The sequence below is a fragment of the Janthinobacterium sp. GW821-FHT03C08 genome, from assembly GCF_059420905.1.
In genome coordinates this window covers 1-17,820 of sequence record NZ_JBWKUP010000012.1, presented here as the reverse complement: position 1 = coordinate 17,820, position 17,820 = coordinate 1, and the positions used below count along the sequence as shown (strand labels likewise).

27 protein-coding genes are annotated in these 17,820 nt (G+C 61.2%); 18 read left to right on the top strand and 9 right to left on the bottom strand.

Annotated elements, in window-relative coordinates; translation table 11 throughout:
• Nucleotides 1-3 precede the first annotated feature (3 nt).
• The 8 genes from AC07VL_RS18160 to AC07VL_RS18125 form a co-directional block, all read right to left on the bottom strand.
• Nucleotides 4-183 (bottom strand): helix-turn-helix transcriptional regulator, encoded by a 180-nt coding sequence (locus AC07VL_RS18160; RefSeq protein WP_426076488.1) that lies wholly within the window; start codon nt 181-183, stop codon nt 4-6.
• Entirely contained in the window at nt 183-494 is a 312-nt protein-coding gene (locus AC07VL_RS18155) for a hypothetical protein (RefSeq protein ID WP_494807077.1), read from the bottom strand. Before AC07VL_RS18155 ends, AC07VL_RS18160 begins: the two co-directional genes overlap by 1 nt.
• The gene (locus tag AC07VL_RS18150; RefSeq protein WP_494807076.1) at nt 491-1,585 is read right to left on the bottom strand and encodes a DNA-methyltransferase; all 1,095 of its coding nucleotides are present in this window, start codon (nt 1,583-1,585) and stop codon (nt 491-493) included. The genes AC07VL_RS18155 and AC07VL_RS18150 overlap by 4 nt, the downstream gene beginning before the upstream one ends.
• A 369-nt stretch (nt 1,586-1,954) precedes the next feature.
• On the bottom strand, nt 1,955-4,072 hold the full coding sequence (locus AC07VL_RS18145) for a DNA cytosine methyltransferase (protein ID WP_494807075.1): 2,118 nt from the start codon (nt 4,070-4,072) through the stop codon (nt 1,955-1,957).
• Nucleotides 4,072-4,374 (bottom strand): hypothetical protein, encoded by a 303-nt coding sequence (locus AC07VL_RS18140; RefSeq protein ID WP_494807074.1) that lies wholly within the window; start codon nt 4,372-4,374, stop codon nt 4,072-4,074. The genes AC07VL_RS18145 and AC07VL_RS18140 overlap by 1 nt, the downstream gene beginning before the upstream one ends.
• Entirely contained in the window at nt 4,371-4,667 is a 297-nt protein-coding gene (locus AC07VL_RS18135; protein WP_494807073.1) for a hypothetical protein, read from the bottom strand. Before AC07VL_RS18135 ends, AC07VL_RS18140 begins: the two co-directional genes overlap by 4 nt.
• Nucleotides 4,664-4,978, bottom strand: a complete 315-nt coding sequence (locus AC07VL_RS18130) for a hypothetical protein (RefSeq protein ID WP_494807072.1) — start codon at nt 4,976-4,978, stop codon at nt 4,664-4,666. The genes AC07VL_RS18135 and AC07VL_RS18130 overlap by 4 nt, the downstream gene beginning before the upstream one ends.
• A gap of 165 nt (nt 4,979-5,143) precedes the next feature.
• Complete coding sequence (locus AC07VL_RS18125; protein WP_494807071.1) at nt 5,144-5,851, bottom strand: LexA family transcriptional regulator; 708 nt, start codon at nt 5,849-5,851, stop codon at nt 5,144-5,146.
• Between the two features lie 255 nt (nt 5,852-6,106).
• Between AC07VL_RS18125 and AC07VL_RS18120 the strand changes: the two genes are divergently transcribed.
• Nucleotides 6,107-6,469 carry a hypothetical protein gene (locus tag AC07VL_RS18120; RefSeq protein WP_494807070.1) on the top strand — a complete coding sequence of 121 codons (363 nt, stop codon included), beginning with the start codon at nt 6,107-6,109 and terminating at the stop codon, nt 6,467-6,469.
• Here the strand turns inward: AC07VL_RS18120 and AC07VL_RS18115 are convergent.
• Complete coding sequence (locus tag AC07VL_RS18115) at nt 6,457-6,654, bottom strand: hypothetical protein (RefSeq protein ID WP_494807069.1); 198 nt, start codon at nt 6,652-6,654, stop codon at nt 6,457-6,459. The two genes, AC07VL_RS18120 and AC07VL_RS18115, sit on opposite strands and share 13 nt — an antisense overlap.
• A gap of 116 nt (nt 6,655-6,770) precedes the next feature.
• Here AC07VL_RS18115 and AC07VL_RS18110 point away from each other — a divergent pair, with 116 nt between their 5' ends.
• The 17 genes from AC07VL_RS18110 to AC07VL_RS18030 form a co-directional block, all read left to right on the top strand.
• Nucleotides 6,771-7,031 (top strand): hypothetical protein, encoded by a 261-nt coding sequence (locus AC07VL_RS18110; protein ID WP_494807068.1) that lies wholly within the window; start codon nt 6,771-6,773, stop codon nt 7,029-7,031.
• 74 nt (nt 7,032-7,105) lie between these two features.
• Nucleotides 7,106-7,312, top strand: coding sequence for a hypothetical protein (locus tag AC07VL_RS18105; protein ID WP_494807067.1), 207 nt, complete (start codon nt 7,106-7,108; stop codon nt 7,310-7,312).
• A 193-nt stretch (nt 7,313-7,505) separates the two neighbouring features.
• Nucleotides 7,506-8,282, top strand: coding sequence for a phage replication initiator YdaU family protein (locus tag AC07VL_RS18100; protein ID WP_494807066.1), 777 nt, complete (start codon nt 7,506-7,508; stop codon nt 8,280-8,282).
• On the top strand, nt 8,266-9,054 hold the full coding sequence (locus AC07VL_RS18095; protein WP_494807065.1) for an ATP-binding protein: 789 nt from the start codon (nt 8,266-8,268) through the stop codon (nt 9,052-9,054). Before AC07VL_RS18100 ends, AC07VL_RS18095 begins: the two co-directional genes overlap by 17 nt.
• The gene (locus tag AC07VL_RS18090; RefSeq protein WP_494807064.1) at nt 9,051-10,214 is read left to right on the top strand and encodes a tyrosine-type recombinase/integrase; all 1,164 of its coding nucleotides are present in this window, start codon (nt 9,051-9,053) and stop codon (nt 10,212-10,214) included. The genes AC07VL_RS18095 and AC07VL_RS18090 overlap by 4 nt, the downstream gene beginning before the upstream one ends.
• Nucleotides 10,211-10,861 (top strand): hypothetical protein, encoded by a 651-nt coding sequence (locus tag AC07VL_RS18085; protein ID WP_494807063.1) that lies wholly within the window; start codon nt 10,211-10,213, stop codon nt 10,859-10,861. The genes AC07VL_RS18090 and AC07VL_RS18085 overlap by 4 nt, the downstream gene beginning before the upstream one ends.
• A complete protein-coding gene (locus AC07VL_RS18080; RefSeq protein ID WP_494807062.1) occupies nt 10,858-11,100 on the top strand; it encodes a hypothetical protein in 243 nt (80 codons plus the stop codon). Before AC07VL_RS18085 ends, AC07VL_RS18080 begins: the two co-directional genes overlap by 4 nt.
• Entirely contained in the window at nt 11,097-11,660 is a 564-nt protein-coding gene (locus AC07VL_RS18075; RefSeq protein ID WP_494807061.1) for a DUF4406 domain-containing protein, read from the top strand. Before AC07VL_RS18080 ends, AC07VL_RS18075 begins: the two co-directional genes overlap by 4 nt.
• Before the next feature lie 123 nt (nt 11,661-11,783).
• Nucleotides 11,784-12,227 carry a hypothetical protein gene (locus AC07VL_RS18070; protein ID WP_494807060.1) on the top strand — a complete coding sequence of 148 codons (444 nt, stop codon included), beginning with the start codon at nt 11,784-11,786 and terminating at the stop codon, nt 12,225-12,227.
• 25 nt (nt 12,228-12,252) lie between these two features.
• Nucleotides 12,253-12,828, top strand: a complete 576-nt coding sequence (locus AC07VL_RS18065) for a hypothetical protein (protein WP_494807059.1) — start codon at nt 12,253-12,255, stop codon at nt 12,826-12,828.
• 157 nt (nt 12,829-12,985) lie between these two features.
• Nucleotides 12,986-13,177, top strand: a complete 192-nt coding sequence (locus AC07VL_RS18060) for a hypothetical protein (protein ID WP_494807058.1) — start codon at nt 12,986-12,988, stop codon at nt 13,175-13,177.
• 11 nt (nt 13,178-13,188) lie between these two features.
• Nucleotides 13,189-13,671, top strand: a complete 483-nt coding sequence (locus AC07VL_RS18055; RefSeq protein ID WP_494807057.1) for a hypothetical protein — start codon at nt 13,189-13,191, stop codon at nt 13,669-13,671.
• Entirely contained in the window at nt 13,671-14,063 is a 393-nt protein-coding gene (locus tag AC07VL_RS18050) for an HNH endonuclease signature motif containing protein (protein WP_494807056.1), read from the top strand. Before AC07VL_RS18055 ends, AC07VL_RS18050 begins: the two co-directional genes overlap by 1 nt.
• A gap of 135 nt (nt 14,064-14,198) precedes the next feature.
• Nucleotides 14,199-14,654, top strand: a complete 456-nt coding sequence (locus AC07VL_RS18045; RefSeq protein WP_494807055.1) for a terminase small subunit — start codon at nt 14,199-14,201, stop codon at nt 14,652-14,654.
• Nucleotides 14,651-16,324 carry a terminase large subunit gene (locus AC07VL_RS18040; RefSeq protein WP_494807054.1) on the top strand — a complete coding sequence of 558 codons (1,674 nt, stop codon included), beginning with the start codon at nt 14,651-14,653 and terminating at the stop codon, nt 16,322-16,324. Before AC07VL_RS18045 ends, AC07VL_RS18040 begins: the two co-directional genes overlap by 4 nt.
• Before the next feature lie 26 nt (nt 16,325-16,350).
• On the top strand, nt 16,351-17,535 hold the full coding sequence (locus AC07VL_RS18035) for a phage portal protein (protein ID WP_494807053.1): 1,185 nt from the start codon (nt 16,351-16,353) through the stop codon (nt 17,533-17,535).
• Nucleotides 17,516-17,820, top strand: a 305-nt coding sequence (locus AC07VL_RS18030; protein ID WP_494807052.1) for an HK97 family phage prohead protease, incomplete at its 3' end; no start/stop codon positions are given. The genes AC07VL_RS18035 and AC07VL_RS18030, both read left to right, overlap by 20 nt.

Genomic DNA, 17,820 nt, shown 5'->3' with positions numbered 1-17,820 from the left:
GCGTTATTTAGCCGGCCTCACCGCCGCCACCACGCGCTCCACGCTGGCTGCCGTGATCCTGGTGGCGCCGACGCCGACTTTGACCAGGTCGAGGTCACCACGATGAACCATGCGGTAGACAGTAGCCCGGCAGATTTCCAGCTTAGCCATCACAGTTGTTACTTTGTAAAGTAGTTGATCCATTATTCCGCTCCTTGTTCTTGTGGGTGTGGTGCTGGCGATTTCAGTACTTTGATCAGGTCGAGCTGGCGTGGATCGCTTTTATCCAGCACGTAGATGTAGGTCATGCCGGCCGGCGAGTGGTCGTCGCAGTCCGGCTGGTCGTTGGCCACTGCCAGCGCCGCGGCGCTTGAGCACACGCCCACGGAGCGCTCGAACAGGCAGCCCTCGCAGCTGGGAGCGTTCGCTTCCTGCGCTATGAAGCGCACGGTCGACGGATTGACCGGTTCGTCGCGTTCGCCACGCCATTTGTCGCTTGTGATGCATTTAGTCATGCTGCCACCTCAATCTCTGCAAAAAGTGTCGACTCTGCCTGGATGCGTTTGCGCGCGATCTCAGCGTAGGCCGGGTTCAGCTCGATGCCGATGCAGTCGCGCTGCAGGCGATCGGCGACAAGACCGGTGGTGCCGGCGCCGAAGAACGGATCCAGTACCACACCGCCTGGTGGGCAGCCTGCGCGGATGCAGTTTTCCGGCAGCTCAGGCGGGAACGTTGCAAAGTGGGCTTCGGCGAACGAATGCGTCGCCATAGTCCAGACGCTGCGCTTGTTGCGCATATCTGGGCGAGCGGCGGGATCCTCTCGGAAGCCGGCGCCGCCGCCCATGCGCGCGGCCGTGCGCAAGCCCTGCTCTTCGCGCCCATCGTCCTTGCTGCACGCAATGACGCGGCCACGTTGACGCGCATCGGCATCGGTGCCATGACCAAACCCGACGCCGCGTGCCGTGCGCTTCTGCGGTTTCTGGCCCGGCACGTCGTAATCCTTGGTGCCGAAGCTGTTTCGCGGGTGGTCCGCGGCGCCGGCGGCCGGCTCCTTAATGGCCTCAGCATCGTAGAAGTACTTTTCGCTCTTGCTAAGCAGGAAGATGTATTCGTGGCTCTTGGTGCAACGGTCGCGCACGGATTCGGGCATCGGGTTCGGCTTGCTCCAGACGATGTCCTGACGTACCCACCAGCCGGCGTCCTGCAGCGCGATAGCCAGCCGGTGCGGCATCATGCAAAGATCCTTGTTCTTGAAGCCCAGGGGAATGCTGCTGGAACGGCGTGCATGCGCCGTGCGCACAGCCACGTGCGGATTGTTGCCCTTGTGGCCGCCAGCGCCTGCTGGGCCGTTTGGCTTGCTGGCGTAGCTGTCGCCCATATTGATCCAGCAGGTGCCGTCAGGGCGCAGCACACGGCGCACCTCTTCGAACACGTCGACCATGACCTCGATGAACTTGGCGGGCGATTCTTCCAGGCCGATCTGGCCGTCGACACCGTAGTCGCGTAGACCCCAGTACGGCGGGCTGGTGACGCAACAATGGACGGAGTCAGCGGACAAGGTGCGCAGCTGCTCGCGCACGTCGCCGATAAGAATTTTGATCGTCATGGCGCGCTCCGGACACAGGTAACGCAGCGGCCATACTGGCGTAGCTGGCGCGCCGTGGTGGCCTTGCCGCAGGCGCCGCGCTTACGCGTCAGTGTGTAGAACGGCCCCTTCTTGTTGACCAGGTATTGCCTTGTAATTTGAGCCGGGTTGGCAATCATGCTACGATTCCCTTTTTACATGGAGGCGCACCATGTGGACCTGCAAACGATGCACCGTTGATCTGAAGTTTTCCGAGGTTGAGCCGGCTGTCGACCACTTCGGCTGCTATTTCCTTTGCCCGCGCTGCGGGTATCGAAACAAGCTGAAGAACGTTGGCCGTCCAGACGGTGATTTTGAGTTGGTCCAGACGGGCGACTAAATTTCGCAATGTCATGCCACCCTCGCAATCTCGCGCTCATGCGCGAAGTTGGCGAGGATCAGCGCCTTGGCCATGGGTGGGCAGACCGAATTGCCGCACATACGCACCTGGGCCGACTTCGTCAGTTTCAGGCCTTGGGCCGGGTCGTCGCCGATGATGTAGTCGTCGGGGAAGCCCTGGGCCCGAAACAGTTCACGCGGCTGCAGCATGCGCAGGCCGATGTCTACGATCTGGTAATCCTGGCCGTGGATCGTCACCAGGCCGAAGCGGTCGCGGCTCGTGACGGTGGCGAGCGGCCCGTCGATCTCCGGCGCCTGGTCGGTACCGTAATAGCTAAGCAGGAAAGCGCGCACCTCGGCATGGTGCTGGCCGCCAGCGCTGACCGTGCCCAACGGCTCGTCGGTGCCGGCCGCCGTGCTGGTGCCGCGCAGTTTGATCATGTTGCTCGTGACCAGCGCCGACTTGCCGCCACCGCCGGCCGTGACCGTGCCGAGCGGCGCATCGGCGGCGTGGCCGACGCTTGCGCCCATGTCGCGCTGGATATGCGCTGACACCATGCTGAAGTGGCCGCCTTTGACCTGCGCGCAGATCGTGCGCAGTGGCTCGTCCGCCGGCATCACGCGCTGGTTGCTCGCGTTGGCGTGCTCGGTCAAGAAGGCCGTCACCAGGCTGTGGTGGTCGCATGCGGTGACCGTACCGATCGGATCTGCCAGATTCGAGCCGACGACGCCCGTGTAATGTTTGGCCAGGAATGCAGTGGCCACGGCCTTGTTGCCGCTGGCCGTTACGGTGCCCAGCGGTGCCTCGACGTCGTGCGCACCAGTGCCCCAGCGCTTGACGCCGCCGGGTGACACCTCGCCGTGGGCGGCATCGACCAGCACAGCGGAAACCAGTGCCTGGTTGCCGGCAGCAGTGATGGTCGGCACCGGCATGTCGGCGCCCGCGCCAGGATGGCCGGTCGTGTTGGTCATAACGAATGGCGCAAGCTCAGCCTCGACCAGTGCATGCTTTGCAGCCGCGCCCACCACCGTGCCCAGCGGCTTCTCGATATCCAGCGCCCGCGGCGCCTGGCCCTCGCGCTCCCCGTAGCCCACCTGCACCAGAGTGGCCACGCCCAGCGCCTTCTCGCCGCGGTGCGCGCCGGTGATGGTGCGGAACGGTTCACCGATGGATTCGGTCCGGTCGCCGCCCTGGTGCGTGACCGGGACGATGGTCGGCGCGCAGAAATAGCTGTCGTTGCGCGCCAGCAGCGTGCCGAACGGGCGCGCAGTCGGGCGCGGCTCGCCGGCACGGGCCGGTCCGCCGGCGCCGACGATGAACGGCTCGGCCGCGTCGACCACGTAGCGCATGATGCCCTTGGCGATGCGGCGCAGCGTGGCCGGCGCCAGCGGCCGGTCGCGCTCGAAGATCGACGGGCACGGCAGGCTGAAGTCGATGCACTCGGCCGCCGTACGGTATGGCAGCAGCTTGCCGGCGCGCACGCCGATGCTGTCGGGCGCGCCATGGGTAGGCTCTGGCCACTTGATGGCGATGCCGTCGCGGCGCGCCACCAGGAAGAAGCGCTTGCGGATTGTCGGCGTGTCGTGGTCGCAGCCGCGCATTTCGCGGTAGTCGACGGTGTAGCCGTGCGCGCGCAGCTGGCGGATGAAGCTGTCGAAGGTCTTGCCCTTCTTGGCAGGGTCCGGCTTGGCGCTGCCGTCGGCCTCGACCAGCAGCGGGCCCCACGTTTTGAATTCCTCGACGTTCTCCAGCATGATGACGCGCGGCTTGCACTTGGCTGCCCAGCGCAGCGTCACCCAGGCCAAGCCACGGATGCGCTTCTCGACGGGCTTGCCGCCTTTGGCCTTGCTGAAATGCTTGCAATCGGGGCTGAGCCAGACCAGGCCGACCGGGCGATTGTTCGTGACCTTGATCGGGTCGACGTCCCACACGTTCTCGCACAGGTGCGTGGTGTGCGGGTGGTTCGCCGCGTGCATGGCCAGGGCTTCAGGGTCGTGGTTGATGGCGATATCGACCGGGCGGCCGAACGCCTGCTCCAGTCCGGTGCTGGTCCCGCCGCCGCCGGCGAAGTTGTCGATGATCAGTTCATTGCCCAGGTCGAGCGCCATGGAGAAGAGGTCGCGCTTCATTACGCACCTGCCCAAGCTGCAACGATGCCGGCATCTTCGCCAACGCGATAGTCCCTCGTAGTGCGGCCGCAAAACGGGCAGAAGCTGGCTACGCAAGGCATTTCCTTGCCTTTGGCGCTAGCGAACCCTTTGCCGGTACCGCGAATGCGAAATGGAATGTTGATCGTGCTTATCAAGCCGTCTTCCGTCACGGAAAATCCGACCGCCTGGCATTCGACCTGGATGTTGTTGCCAGCTTTGGCAACGATGAATGGCGCGGTGGCGAGACGGCCCTCGACGTCTTTCACGCAGGTGCAGTTCATGCAGCACCGCCTTTCGCATCCAGCAGTTGCTCAATCTCGCGCTCCAGCCGGTTGCGGGTGGTGATCAGGCAGCTGGCCTGGATACGGCGGCCTGTCTCGATGCTGGTCAGGCGGTCGATCTCGGCTTGCGAGGACATGGTGCCGGCGCCCCAGCCCAGCACCAACACGGACAAGAGGATGATGGCGGCGCTGGCTGCTGGCTCGATTTCGCCCAGGCTCATGGCCAGGCTGCCGGTGATGGTGCCGATGATGGCCACAGCGATCAGCAGGTAGATGTTGAACTTGAATTTCATGCTGCACCGCCTTCCAGAGCGGCTAGGGCGGCCTTGAAGTTGAAGCGGGACATACGTGCGTCGGCCTGGGCTTGGTCCATGCCCCAGTTGTGCATGAACATGGCGCGGATCTCGGCGACAAGCTCGCTGTCCTCGGGCCACAGTTCGGCGTCGACCAGACGGTCGGCGATCAGGTCGATGGCTGATGCTTGCTTTGCGCCTGGCCGATCGCTGGCATTGGCCTGGATGATTGCGCTGCATTCAGCGCAGAGGAGGAAGGGGATTTTGACGGTGGCGCTGGGCGCTGATGTGCTGCTGGCGGCGTGTGACATTTTCTCTCCATCGGTTGAGGTGGTGCGTCGATGGATTAAGTATATTCAACTATACATAAAATGTACAGTTAAATATACAAAGAGCTTTTAATGTCCTTTGGTTGAGTTTAATTAGACGAAAAAAAACCGCCGAAGCGGTCGGTATCTACGCAGGATGGCCCGCAATCAGAAGTCTGTGCCGCACCAGACCTTTACCACCCTGGCAAATACCTCAAAATCCATTTCAGGCTTGATGGTCCAGGTGTCATAGTCAGGATTGACTGACTTCACTCGAATCCCCTCACCAGGTATTCGTTGAAGGCGTTTGATAAATCCCTCTTCGCCAACACGAAAAAAATATACTGCGTCCGCATCCACAGATGTTACCCCGCGATCAACGAGCAAAGGGTCTCCCGGGTTAAACATACCTCTCATCGAGTCGCCAAAACCAGTAACAATTGCCAAATTGCTCACGCCAGTGTGACTCCTTACGTTTTTTTGAACCCATTCCTTAGTAACCGTCCAGCCGTGGATTGCTCCGGGCTGGTCGCGAAGGAGCACGCCCAAGCCCATCGATCCGCCCGTTTCGAACTGGTTGATAACTATCTCACCTTCGAGCGAGCTAGTTGTGCTTATTGGCAACTTTATTTTGCTTTCACTATCGATTCGACGTAAGGGCGGGGTGCCGCGCATGACCCATTCCGCTCGGTATCCAAGTTCCTGTTCAATATTTTTAGCGTAAATAAAGTCGGTCGTCTCGTTCGTGCCGGAGAGCCATTGGTTAACTAGCCCTCTGGTGCATCCAGCCAGCCTAGCTAAACGGGATTGTTTGCCGCGCTCCGGCCCTTCCATTTCAGAAATTATCAGAGCTATTCGTTCTTGCATCGTTTTCATGTATAGGACTCTAACAAATAGTTCGTATATTTGGCTTTACATCATTTGATTAGCTGACTATACTTGCCGCATGAATGCTAAACAAATAATTGATGCCGCAGGGGGCCGTAAGGCCGTCATTGAAATGACAGGGCTCACCCGTGGGCGCATATCCCAGTGGGTTGTTTACGACCAAATACCAAAGTCATGGCTGAAATTCTTCGAAGCCAAATTCCCTCACATCATCTCGCCGTCGACCGATGCAAAGGAAAAACCATGAGCACCACCGAAAGCATGGCCGCCGAGTCAGCGGCCACCCACGGCGCGGCGATCGATATCGACGCCCTGCGCGCTCAGCTTAAGGTTGCAGAGGCTGACGCGATCGCAGCGGCCGATGCTATTCCGCCGCTGCCAACTGACGTAGGCGCTGGTGATGCCGACACCATGATCCTGATTTTGCTGGAGATTCGCCTGCGCCTTGGTGACACAAAAGAGGCCGCCAAGGCTGCCGTCGGCATTCAGCGAATGGCTGAGCGCAAGCAGGCCCAAGCCGCGCTTGATGTCGCGTCGTTGGAGTATTCGCGCCTGAACCATGCGATCAAAAAGTTTTACCGCTTGGCGCGCGGCTACCCGGCATGAGTTGAGTTGTCGATTAGCTTTGCTGTTTCGACGATCTCATCAAACAAAGTGTAGATACGCTCTTCGTATGTTCCTGCATCTTGGACTTTTAATCTTTTGTCGGGATGATTCATCGATGGGATGCCCATTTCCGCCAATATTTCTTTGCGCATCTGCGCGGCGAGTAAAAGTTTTGTGTAGTCCATGAGGGTTCCTTTGCTTCTCGTTGATGTTGTGGGACTGACACTGTAGCGCATCGGCAACCCTCACCCTTATTTTTTGCACCACCCGTAAGCCTGATTCACTTTTAAAAGGAAAAACCATGAGCACCACCCGCACCAAGTTGTTGAAGACCTACCTCGATGCCGAGGAAGAAACGACCATCTTGCAAGCGTGCGCCAGCGCTGGTGTTACGCGCAGCGACCAGGCCCGTAAGACGCTTTTGCACTGGGCCCGGCAGCAGCACCATCATCGCGCGCCGATCGGCCACCGTGAAGGGCCCAGTGGCGACAGGCGCCGGTCCCAGTTGCTGCCGTGCCGTCCGAGCTTTGGCGTGGTTCCCAAAATGCACATGCGGGTTTAACGGAGTCGACGCAGATATGTACGAAATCAGACCAAGAAGCCGGCCAGTGCCGGTACCGAACGAGGAGGCAGCACATGGGCGAAGTGAAGAAGCCGACGCCAGAAGAGCACCTGATCCGCGCGGCCCTCGTGTGGCGCCAGAGCGATCGGGCGCTGATGGGCCAGCGCGGCCCACCGCAGGACCCGGCCAGGCGCGCGGCGGGTAAGCGCAGTTACGAGAACCTGGTGCGGCTGCGCCACGCCGCCGACGTGGTGATGGCGGAGTCGGACAAGCCGCCATAGGCGTAAACGCCAGCAACCCGCTGGCACAAGTTTCAAACGGGGCAGCGGCTGCGCAGCTGCGACCAGGCGATTCCAGCCCGCCGGTCACGCCCCGACCCCATTCACGGCTGGATGGAAGGCTGGACATGATTTTGAACAACGATCAGGCGCATGCGATACGCGCCGTCGATGCCGGATCGGGTGAGTGACAATAATGTCCAACCCCTGGTTTCGCATGTATTCCGAGTTCGCGCACGACCCGAAGGTGCAGATGCTACCCGAGGTAATGCAGAGGCGTTACGTCATGTTGATGTGCATGCGTTGCAGTAACGCGCTTGTAACGTTACAGGAAGACGAGATTGCGTTTCATCTGCGTATCGACGCCGCGCAACTTGAAGAAACGAAGGCGCTTTTCGTCGCGAAAGGTTTCATCAACGAGGCGTGGGAGCTGCTGAACTGGGACAAGCGCCAGTTCAGCTCAGACAAGAGCGCACAGAGGGTGGCGAAGCACCGGGCGGCCAAGAAAGCAGCCGAAGAAGCGGCCCGAAACGGCCATGTAACGTTACCGCAACAGAAAAGTAACGCCCTAGATACAGATACAGATACAGATACAGATACAGAAAAGAACAAAGAACATACGGCCGTGCCGGCCGCTGCGGCTGCGCCGAAGTATTCGGCACAAGCGGATCTGGTCGCATCGGGCGTCACTCAGCAAACGGCAGCGGACTGGCTAGCGCTGCGTAAGACCAAGAAGGCGCCGGTGAGCAAGACAGCCCTGGACGCGATCAAACGCGAGGCGGATGCGGCCGGCATGAGCCTGGACTCGACACTGGCGCTGTGCTGCACGCGCGGCTGGCAGGGGTTCAAGGCGGAATGGGTCTTGCCGCCGGCAGGCAGCGGCCAGCGGACCGGGCCACAGCAGACATCGCGCCACAGCAATTTTGAAAAAATCAACTACCACGAAGGGATCCAGAATGGCCGAATCACCTAACCGCATCGCCGCGCTGACGGTGGCCCAGAGCGAGCGCGAAGCATCGTGCGAGACGCATGGTGCCTACACTGCCAAAGGCTTCGCTGTCGGCCGCGTGACGCACTGGATGGGCTGCCCGGCCTGCTCCAGGCAGGCCCAGGCTGAGAAGGACCAGGCAGTAGCTGCGCGTGGCGTGGCAGAGGCGCAGCGCCGGCTGGAGTCCAGCCTGAATCAGGCCGGCATCCCTGTGCGGTACCGCCGTAAAACATTCGAATCGTTCGTCGTCGAAAACGATGCACAGGAGCGCGCGCTGTGTGTGGCCATGGAGTTTGCCGCCAACTTCGAGACGCACCGCCGCAGCGGTACCGTGATCGTGTTTTCGGGCGTGCCCGGCACGGGCAAGAGCCATCTGGCGATCGCCATCGCCCAGGCGGTCATGGCCGGCCACACTGCGCTCTACACCAGCGCCATAGATGCCGTGCGCATGATCCGCAATACCTGGCGCCGCGATTCCGAGCGCACCGAAACGCAGGTGCTCGACATGCTGGCCGGCGTGGACCTGCTGGTGCTCGACGAGGTGGGCGTGCAGTACGGCACCGAGGCCGAGCAGGTGAACCTGTTCGACATCATCGACAAGCGGTACCGGGCGCTGATGCCGACCATCCTGCTGACCAATCAGGGCAGGAACGGCTTGAAGACGTTCCTGGGCGATCGCAGCTTTGACCGGCTGCGCGAGGGCGGCCAGTGGGTGCCGTTCGACTGGGAATCGTATCGCGGACGGGCAGCAGCATGACCTTTCACCTGTTCCGGGCTGGCAAGGCCAAGAATTACCACTACCGCTTCCAGATCGCCGGCGCGCGCGTGCAGCGCAGCACCCGCGAGAGCAGCAAGGCGAAGGCCAACGTGGTGGCGCAGCGCGCGTACGACGAGGCCTTGACCCTGACCAACGGCGGCAAGGTCGTACCGACACTGGCGGCCATGGCGCAGGAATGGCTGGAGGTGAACGGCCCGATCAGCAGCACCGCGCACCAGCGCAGTATCGAGACCACCGCCCGGCTGCACTTCTACGACCTGGGCGACCTGCCGCTGAACCTGATCACCACCAGCCATGTAGAGCTGGCGCGCAACCAGCACCTGGTCGACCACAAACCGGCCAGCGCGAACCACTGGCTGCGCGTGCTCAAACTGATCGCCAACTGGGCGGTGAAGCGCGAGATCATCCGCTCGATCCCCTGGCAGGTGCGCATGCTGAAGGTGCAGAAGCGCCCACGCTCAATCCTGCCGATCGCCGCGGTGGCCGAGTGGTTCGCTGCGGTCGACCAGGTGACGCGCGCCGACCCGTCGGTGGCTACGGCCATCCGCCTGATGTTCGGCCTGGGCCTGCGCGAATCCGAGGCGGCCGGCGCGCGCTGGGAATGGCTGGACTGGCAGCGCGCCACGTACACGCCCGGCATCACCAAGGGCCGCGAGGCCGAGCCGGTGCCGGTACCTGCCTGGCTGATCGAGCAGCTGGCGCCGCACCGCCAGGTGGAAGGCCTGATCGCCGGCAAGCGCGGCGGCGCGCAGCAGCACCCGCCCGGTTTCGCGCGCAAGGCCATGAAGTCCGCCAACCTCGCCTGCAAGATCAAGGGCATCACGCCGCACCGGCTGCGGGGTACGTTCGCCACCATGCTGTCGGAGCAGGGCGTGCCGATCCAGACCATCCAGGCGGTGATGCGCCACAAGTCGCCGATGACGACCATGGCCTATCTGGAGAAAAACCGGGAGACGGCAGCGCAGGCACAGAACGATATCGCCGAGAAAATCGGTTTTGGGCGTGGCGAGAAAGTGGCGGGAGCCACCCCGCAAAGCCGCATGGATACGCATCTTCATGATTATCATCAGTCATCAGTTGATGGCAAAACCGGCCTGCGTGAAGGGCCGGATCACCCAGCAGAAGGGAGTTCAAATTGAAGAAGAAAACAGGGCTGCTGCCGCCAAGTGCGGAGAAACGCCTCAAGGCCTATCAGGTCAGTGACGGCGACGACATGACCGTGATCCGCTATGCCGCCAGCAGTGCGGTCGCCCGTCGCGAGGGCGGTAGTGAAATCGGCTGTGAGTGGGATGGCGTCGATTCGTGCCATCGCAAACCAGAATATGACCAGTACGCCCCAGGCCCTGTGCCAGCGCCCGTGCTGATCGCCGCCGGCTGGGGATTTGAATGCAGCAACATCAGCTGCTGGCAGACCGTTACCGCAGATACAGACGAGAAGGTGTTCAGCCAGGCCGGGGATGCGTATTGCTGTCAGGCCTGCATGGCGCGACACTTCTTCAAGCAGCGAGCAAATGCCGCAGCGGCAGTTGCACTGCAAGAGCTGGTCGAAACGCGGCTGCCAGGCTGCCGGGTGACCGACGTGTACGTTTACGGCGAGCGCTTGGAAGAGGTCGAGGGCGCCGGTGGCATGCGCGCCTTTGCCGATTTCAGTTTTCCGGGTGGCCGCTGGCCGGGGCGGTTCGTGTTTGGCGAAGACGGCTATCGCGTGCACGGCGAGGACATGTCGGCCTTCCGTGCAAACTTCCCAGCGCCGGCAGATTCGACACCCGAGACGGTGTCACCATGAGCGGCCGTACCCCGGCGCAGGCGGCGGAAACACCGGCCGAGGCAGCCTACAAGCGCGATCGCGCACTGCTGCGTGCGCTCTACACCTGCCAGCCCGTGCTGTTCGCTGGCCGGCAGCACCACCTGCACAGCATGTATCCCCAGGTGCAGGGCGGCGGGATCTCGACAATTATTTACCTGATGGGCGACGCGACACCGCGCAAGCCCAGCGAAATCACTTTTTTGGAGCAAGCAGAATGACCGACCGCACCAGCATGCCGATTATGGGTTGCGCAGCTATCACCAGTATTCCTTGGGCTGCAATCGAGGAGCACGGGCGCCAGGCAATGGCGAACCATGGTCAGACGCTTAAGCGCTTGGCGGGGCGCGGCGGGCTGGGGGTTTGTGAGGCGGTGGCGATTATCGAGGATCGCCGCTGGCATCGTATGGACAAAGCTGATGCTGAGCAGCGATTGATTGAGCTTTGCAAGCCGAAGGTGTCCACCGCTTTCGGGCGGGAATCTCGTGTCATGAAAATCTACGTCGCCGGCCCCATGACAGGCTTGCCGGGTCTCAACTTCCCCGCATTTCACGCGGCCACCGCCCAGCTGCGGGCCCAGGGCCATACCGTGATCAACCCGGCCGAGGTGAACCCCGACACGACCGCTGCCTGGGAGATCTGCATGCGGCGCGATATCGCTGAACTGGTGACGTGCGATGGCATCCACTTGCTGCCAGGCTGGGAGGCGTCGCGCGGCGCCACGCTGGAGCACCACATTGCCACGCAGTTGAAGCTGCACATCATGCACCACCCAGCATAGGAAACTGCAAAAACGTTGGCGGGAAAGTGGCGAAGACCACCCCGAAACGCCGCATATTTCCTCACTTTCATGATTATTGTGAATCATCGGTTAGAAGCATCACCAACAACGAAAGGACGAAAAATGTTCAACTTCACATTCCCCTGGACCAAGCGCCGCGAAGCGCGCAAGGCAGCAGAACAGAAAGCGCGTGCTGCTGCTGCAGCCTGGAGCGCCATCTTCGATGCTGGAAAACGTGCTGAGGAACGGCGGCGCCTTGCTGCGCAACGTGCGCGCGCCAGCGCCATCGAGCCACCGCGCCGCACCGGCTTGGCCAACGTGCCATTCGATGGCTACTTGGCCGAGTCGCGCCAAGGTGAGGCGGTGGTCGATGCGCCAATGGCGGCGGCCATGCGCAACTACTTTGACAGCGCGCCAGCCAGCACATCGTCGCACCTGGTTGCCGGTGGCGGTACATTCGACGGCGGTGGCGCGTCCGGCGACTGGAGCGGATCAGGCTGCTCTTCCAGCGGCAGCGATTCGTCGTCAGGGTCGTCGGATAGCGGCAGCAGCTGCTCGTCGGATTAATTTGCAACACAGCACAGGGATTGAAATGGAAGAGCTCTTCAAAAACACACACGACGCGCTGATGTTCGCGTACAACTATTCATCCCAACAGTACGCACTGTCGCCCATGTCGAAGCTGATGAAGGCCGGCGGGGGCGGATCGGGCAAGGGTCTGGTCTCGCTGGATGGCGCCGGCCAGTCCGGCATTATCCTCATGCGGCTGGCACAGATGACGCCGCTGGAGCAGGCCTGCATTACCGCGCGCTATGCGCCGCGCTACGAAGAGTGCCCTTGCTGCCTGAATAAAGACAAGATGACCGAGCAATACCGGGAAGCAATCGCCGAGCTGGCCGAGTGGGCGCTCAGCGTTTGCACAGGCCTGACCATCAGGAATATGCGCGGCGCGATTATTCGGTCGTTCTTCGAGCGAGGAGTATCGATCACGGCCGCCGCGAAAGAATTGAACGTGGCGAAGGCCACTGCATACGACCAGAAGGCGCGTATCCACAAAGCGCTCAAGGAATTGGATGGTCGCGCCCAGCGCGCCGCTGATGCGCAGCTGGCTGGAATGTGCGGTGATTTAGTGCAAGAGGCTTGCGCCGGACAAACGTGTCCGGTATAGTCCTATTTTATATACACGTGATAACTGCGCCAAGCGGTTATCACACTGAAAAGCCCGCCACGTTGCGGGCTTTTTGCATTCCAGATATCCGCCTTTCCCTGGGCTTTAGCCGCTGACCGCAACCGTGCGCTAGCGGCCTTTTTATCTGAGGCCGCATATGCAAGCACTGCACTGGCGTGACGAGATCATGCGCGCCACCAAGTCCGGCAACAACGTCCGCATCGACCAGCTGGCCGCGCAACTGGCCCAAGCTGAAGAAGCACGCCGGCTGCTGCAGGCGCTGACCCATTGCCCGGCATGTACTGCCAGTGCTGCGGCCGCACTGGTGCCTTGCGCCACCACCACCTGAAAGGCACGACCATGAACCAGAACGACTTCCACACTGGCATTGAGTTTGCGCGCGCGGTAGCCAAGCATTTCAAGTTGCCCGATACGACCGACGTTGACATGGAGATGGTCACTGGTGCCAATGAAGTATTCGGCGTCAAGGTGAAGCTCACGCTTACGGCTGACGACCTTGCTGCGATTGCAGATCTCATGCCTGGGCGGTCTTCGTCACTGGCAGTCAGCGCCCGAATGGACGAGTTCCTGGGTGACGCGCCAGCAGCAGTCTCTGCTTGTTCAGAGTCAATCCCATCGGTGGTGAAAATGACTATTGCTCGTGGCGACGTGCTGGTATTGAAGGTGCCGGGCATGGTGAGCCGCGAGCAGGCGACCAAGATAAAGGAGCGCATTCGCACCGATCTGGGCGCCGACATTCGCATCCTGGTCGTTGATGGCGGCACTACCCTTGCGGTGCTGGAAGGCCTGGATGTTGCGGGCGATGGCGTTACAGGCGACTGATGGCGCCGCGCCTCACCACGCTGAAATCCAAGCTGCAAACGCTGCCGGGCCGGATGGTCACGGTCAGCGCGAACTCGTGGCGCTCAGGCAAAGAAAGCAGCACCGCGCGCGGCTACGGCTACAAGTGGCAGCAAGCCCGCGCCGCCTACCTGGTGAAGCATCCGTTCTGCGTGTATTGCCTGCGTGATGCCGGGATTGAGTTTACGGATGATGTGGTAGCTGATGGCGCCGCATGCATGGCAAAGGGCATAGGCCTGCTGATGGCAAACGTGGTCGACCACAAGGTGCCGCACAAAGGCGACATGAAGCTGTTCTGGGACTCGACCAACTGGCAGAGCCTTTGCACTACACACCACAGCCGCGACAAGCAGCGCGAAGAGGCCGCAGGGTAAACGATCGACGGCGCAGACCTTATCCGCGAGGCCCGTTGACCCCATAGGAGGGGGTGGGTAAATCTCTGGGGCCTTTTAGACCTAGACCTCTTACTTCCTCACGCGCAGATTTTTTCCCTTTTGAAGGAAATGTTAATGGCTTTAACAGGCAAAAAACGGCTGTTCGCCGATGCCGTGTTGGCCGGTTCCTCCAATAAGAACGCGGCGATCAAGGCGGGATACAGCGCATCAACTGCATCAGCTGCCGGGTCGAGACTTGTTAAAGATCCGGCCGTGGCAGCTTACCTCGCTGAGCGCCGCGCTGCGGTTCCGGAGGGGCAGCGGCCAACACCTGGTGCCCGTCCGTTCGATCCGGCGAATCCGATCCTGTTCACCGATCCCAAGGCATTTTTGATCGCCGCGATGAATGATGGTGAGTTGGCGGAAAAGCAACGCGTCGAAGCCGCGAAGGCATTAATGCCGTTCATGCACAAAAAATTAGGTGAGGGCGGTAAAAAGGAGCAGAAGCAAGAAGAGGCAGAAAAGGTTGCCAGCCGATTCAAGGCTGCACCGCCGCCTCGCCTGGCCGCCGCTGGAGGTAAAAAAGTATGACGCCTTATCCGGAATGGACAACGAAGTGTCTGGATTGGGAGCAACGGTTGCTGGCAGGTGAGTCGATCATTCCTCCGCCTATCTTCCCCGACCAGGCCGAGCAGGCGCTGGCGATTTTCAAGCAGTTGCGGGTGGTGGACTTACCAGGTAAGCCTACCTTTGGCGAGTGCACCGAGCAGTGGGTATTTGACTTCGTTGCCGCGATCTTTGGCGGCTACGATGCGGAAAACGGCAAGCAGCTGATTCGCGAGTATGGACTGCTGATCAGTAAAAAGAATACGAAATCCACGATTGCCGCCGGCATTATGCTGACCGCGCTCATTCTTTGCTGGCGCGAAGAGGAGGAGCACTTGATTTTGGCTCCGACCAAGGAGGTGGCGGACAACAGCTTTAAGCCGGCGGCCGCGATGGTGCGTGAGGATGATGAGCTGAAGGCGCTCTTCCACGTGCAGGATCACCTCCGGACGATAACGAACCGAGTGAACCGTAACAGTCTCAAGGTGGTTGCTGCAGACACCGATACGGTATCCGGCAAAAAGTCGGGCCGCGTCATGGTCGATGAATTGTGGGTCTTCGGCAAGCAAGCCAAAGCGATCGCGATGTTCATGGAAGCGCTGGGGGGGCAAGTGTCGCGTGATGAAGGATGGGTAATTTACCTGACCACTCAGAGCGATGAGCCGCCGGCCGGCATCTTCAAAGAAAAGCTGGACTACTGGCGCGAGGTGCGGGATGGAAAAATTGCCGACCTGAAAACCTTGGGCGTGATCTACGAATTCCCCGATGCAATTTTGGCATCCAAGGGTTATCTCGACCCGGCATACTTTTATATCACCAACCCGAATATCGGCCGCTCCGTCAGCGCTGAGTGGCTTGCGGACAACCTCAAGAAATACCTGGCAAAAACAGACGGCTCTTTCCAGCAGTTCCTTGCCAAACACCTGAACGTCGAGATCGGTATCAACCTGCGGTCCGACCGCTGGGCTGGCGCCGACTTCTGGGAGGCCGCGGCCGAGCCTGGCTTGTCGCTAGACGCGCTTCTCGATCGCTGTGAGGTGGCGGTGGTGGGGATCGACGGCGGCGGCCTAGATGACTTGCTGGGCCTGGCAGTACTGGGGCGCGAAAGCGAAACCCGGCGCTGGCTCCTTTGGACGCACGCATGGGCGCACGAGATCGTACTGAAGCGCCGGCCAGAGATTGCGCCGCGGCTTCAAGACTTCGCTGCCGCTGGCGAACTCACGCTGGTGGAGCGCCCTGGACAAGACGTTGCGGCAGTGGCCGATATCGTCTGCCGGGTAAGGGACGCAGGCCGCTTGCCAGAAAAACAGGGCATCGGCGTGGATGGCGCCGGTATCACCGACGTGGTGGACGAATTAGTGGTGCGCGAATTTACGACCGATGACATCGTGGCCATTTCGCAGGGCTGGAAGTTGAACGGCGCCATCAAGACTACCGAGCGCAAGGTAGCCGGTGGTGAACTTGTGCATGGCGGTCAAGCATTGATGGCTTGGTGCGTCGGTAATGCCCGCACGGTCCCGAACGGAAACGCAATATCGATCACGAAGCAGGCCAGCGGCACCGGGAAGATCGATCCCCTGATGGCGGCGTTCGACGCGGTGACGCTGATGGCGCTCAACCCTTTGCCCAACGGCGCATCTTTTTGGGATAACTAGTGAATTTTTTCAAGCGAATCTTGGGCATGAAAGCCAAAGAGCTGAGTTACGACCAGATCGCGGACCTGCTCGATGGCGGTAGCGTCAGCCACGTGGCCGGGCTGCCGGTCAACAGCAAGACCGCGCTGCAGGTGTCGACGGTGCTGGCGTGCGTGAAGGTGATCGCCGACGGCTGCGCCACACCGGATCTACACGTCTACCGCGAGGATAGTGCTGGCCGTCGCCAGAAGGCAACCAGCATCCCGGAATACCGGTTGCTGGCACGCCGGCCGAACGAGTGGCAAACCTCCTTCGAGTGGCGCCGCCAGATGACCATTCACGCGGCGCTCACTGGCACCGGGCTGTCGATCAAGGTGCGCGGCGACGACCGCCGCGTGCGCGAATTGATCCCGGTTCAACCCGGCCAGTGGAGCGTCACCAGGACGTCCCGTTACGAGTTGGTGTACCGCTGCTGGGACGAGTTCGGCTTGATCGGAGAATTCGCTCCGGACGACGTGTTTCTGCTTAACGGAGTGCAGTGGGACTGGGTGACCACTCTGGACGCGGTGAAGTTGGCGCGCTCTGCTATTGGCCTGGCCATGGCGACCGAGCAGAGCCAGACAGCCATGCACGAGAACGGGCTGCGCACCAGCGGCGCCTACTCCGTCGAGGGAAATTTGAACAAGGAGCAGCACGAACGCTTGACGCAGTGGCTGCGCGACAAAGGGGGCGTGCGGAATACGGGCGTGCCCCTGGTGTTGGATCGGGCTGCGAAGTGGGTGAGCACGGCGATCAACGGTGTCGACGCGCAGCACGTGGAGACGCGCCGCTTGCAGATCGAGGAAATTTGCCGGTTCTATGGTGTGTTTCCGATCATGGTCGGCCATTCCGACAAGGCGGCCACTTTCGCCAGCTCCGAGGCGTTCTTTTCAGCGCACATGAAGCACACGCTGGCGCCATGGCACGAGGCATGGAATCAGCGTCTCGACGAAACCCTGCTCGACGGCAATGGATCGCTGTTCACCGAGTTTGACACGCGCTACCTGCTCGCCGGCTCCATGGCAGATCGCTCGCAGTGGGCGCGGACCATGGCCGAGACGGGCATATACACCCGCAATGAGATCCGGGACGAGGATGGCAAGGATCCGCTGCCAGGCCTGGACGAGCCGCTTACCCCCATGAATATGAATACAAACAAGAAAGAAGGCGGCAATGACACGACGAAGCCTTGAGCGGCGCCACACCAGTGGCGGCCGCGTGGTCCGGGCCTTCGCGCTGCAGATCAAATCTACCAGCGACGATGGCTCCATCGAGGGCTATGGCTCCGTATTCGGTGTGCGCGACGACTATGGCGACATTATCGTGGCCAGCGCTTTTGCGGCGTCACTGGAGGCGCATAAGGCTGCCGGTACCTTGCCAGCGATGCTCTGGCAGCACGACGCCACCGAGCCGATTGGCGTCTGGACCGAGATCGTCGAGGACGCCAAGGGATTGCGCATCAAGGGACAACTTGCCCT

Coding starts and splice junctions, on each gene's coding strand:
- AC07VL_RS18090 (WP_494807064.1), top strand. CDS start 9,051: ATGACCTTTCACCTGTTCCGGGCTGGCAAGGCCAAGAATTACCACTAC.
- AC07VL_RS18125 (WP_494807071.1), bottom strand. CDS start 5,851: ATGAAAACGATGCAAGAACGAATAGCTCTGATAATTTCTGAAATGGAA.
- AC07VL_RS18045 (WP_494807055.1), top strand. CDS start 14,199: ATGGCTTTAACAGGCAAAAAACGGCTGTTCGCCGATGCCGTGTTGGCC.
- AC07VL_RS18065 (WP_494807059.1), top strand. CDS start 12,253: ATGGAAGAGCTCTTCAAAAACACACACGACGCGCTGATGTTCGCGTAC.
- AC07VL_RS18140 (WP_494807074.1), bottom strand. CDS start 4,374: ATGAACTGCACCTGCGTGAAAGACGTCGAGGGCCGTCTCGCCACCGCG.
- AC07VL_RS18080 (WP_494807062.1), top strand. CDS start 10,858: ATGAGCGGCCGTACCCCGGCGCAGGCGGCGGAAACACCGGCCGAGGCA.
- AC07VL_RS18150 (WP_494807076.1), bottom strand. CDS start 1,585: ATGACGATCAAAATTCTTATCGGCGACGTGCGCGAGCAGCTGCGCACC.
- AC07VL_RS18075 (WP_494807061.1), top strand. CDS start 11,097: ATGACCGACCGCACCAGCATGCCGATTATGGGTTGCGCAGCTATCACC.
- AC07VL_RS18155 (WP_494807077.1), bottom strand. CDS start 494: ATGACTAAATGCATCACAAGCGACAAATGGCGTGGCGAACGCGACGAA.
- AC07VL_RS18160 (WP_426076488.1), bottom strand. CDS start 183: ATGGATCAACTACTTTACAAAGTAACAACTGTGATGGCTAAGCTGGAA.
- AC07VL_RS18145 (WP_494807075.1), bottom strand. CDS start 4,072: ATGAAGCGCGACCTCTTCTCCATGGCGCTCGACCTGGGCAATGAACTG.
- AC07VL_RS18055 (WP_494807057.1), top strand. CDS start 13,189: ATGAACCAGAACGACTTCCACACTGGCATTGAGTTTGCGCGCGCGGTA.
- AC07VL_RS18040 (WP_494807054.1), top strand. CDS start 14,651: ATGACGCCTTATCCGGAATGGACAACGAAGTGTCTGGATTGGGAGCAA.
- AC07VL_RS18060 (WP_494807058.1), top strand. CDS start 12,986: ATGCAAGCACTGCACTGGCGTGACGAGATCATGCGCGCCACCAAGTCC.
- AC07VL_RS18050 (WP_494807056.1), top strand. CDS start 13,671: ATGGCGCCGCGCCTCACCACGCTGAAATCCAAGCTGCAAACGCTGCCG.
- AC07VL_RS18095 (WP_494807065.1), top strand. CDS start 8,266: ATGGCCGAATCACCTAACCGCATCGCCGCGCTGACGGTGGCCCAGAGC.
- AC07VL_RS18100 (WP_494807066.1), top strand. CDS start 7,506: ATGTCCAACCCCTGGTTTCGCATGTATTCCGAGTTCGCGCACGACCCG.
- AC07VL_RS18035 (WP_494807053.1), top strand. CDS start 16,351: ATGAAAGCCAAAGAGCTGAGTTACGACCAGATCGCGGACCTGCTCGAT.
- AC07VL_RS18135 (WP_494807073.1), bottom strand. CDS start 4,667: ATGAAATTCAAGTTCAACATCTACCTGCTGATCGCTGTGGCCATCATC.
- AC07VL_RS18070 (WP_494807060.1), top strand. CDS start 11,784: ATGTTCAACTTCACATTCCCCTGGACCAAGCGCCGCGAAGCGCGCAAG.
- AC07VL_RS18110 (WP_494807068.1), top strand. CDS start 6,771: ATGAGCACCACCCGCACCAAGTTGTTGAAGACCTACCTCGATGCCGAG.
- AC07VL_RS18130 (WP_494807072.1), bottom strand. CDS start 4,978: ATGTCACACGCCGCCAGCAGCACATCAGCGCCCAGCGCCACCGTCAAA.
- AC07VL_RS18115 (WP_494807069.1), bottom strand. CDS start 6,654: ATGGACTACACAAAACTTTTACTCGCCGCGCAGATGCGCAAAGAAATA.
- AC07VL_RS18120 (WP_494807070.1), top strand. CDS start 6,107: ATGAGCACCACCGAAAGCATGGCCGCCGAGTCAGCGGCCACCCACGGC.
- AC07VL_RS18105 (WP_494807067.1), top strand. CDS start 7,106: ATGGGCGAAGTGAAGAAGCCGACGCCAGAAGAGCACCTGATCCGCGCG.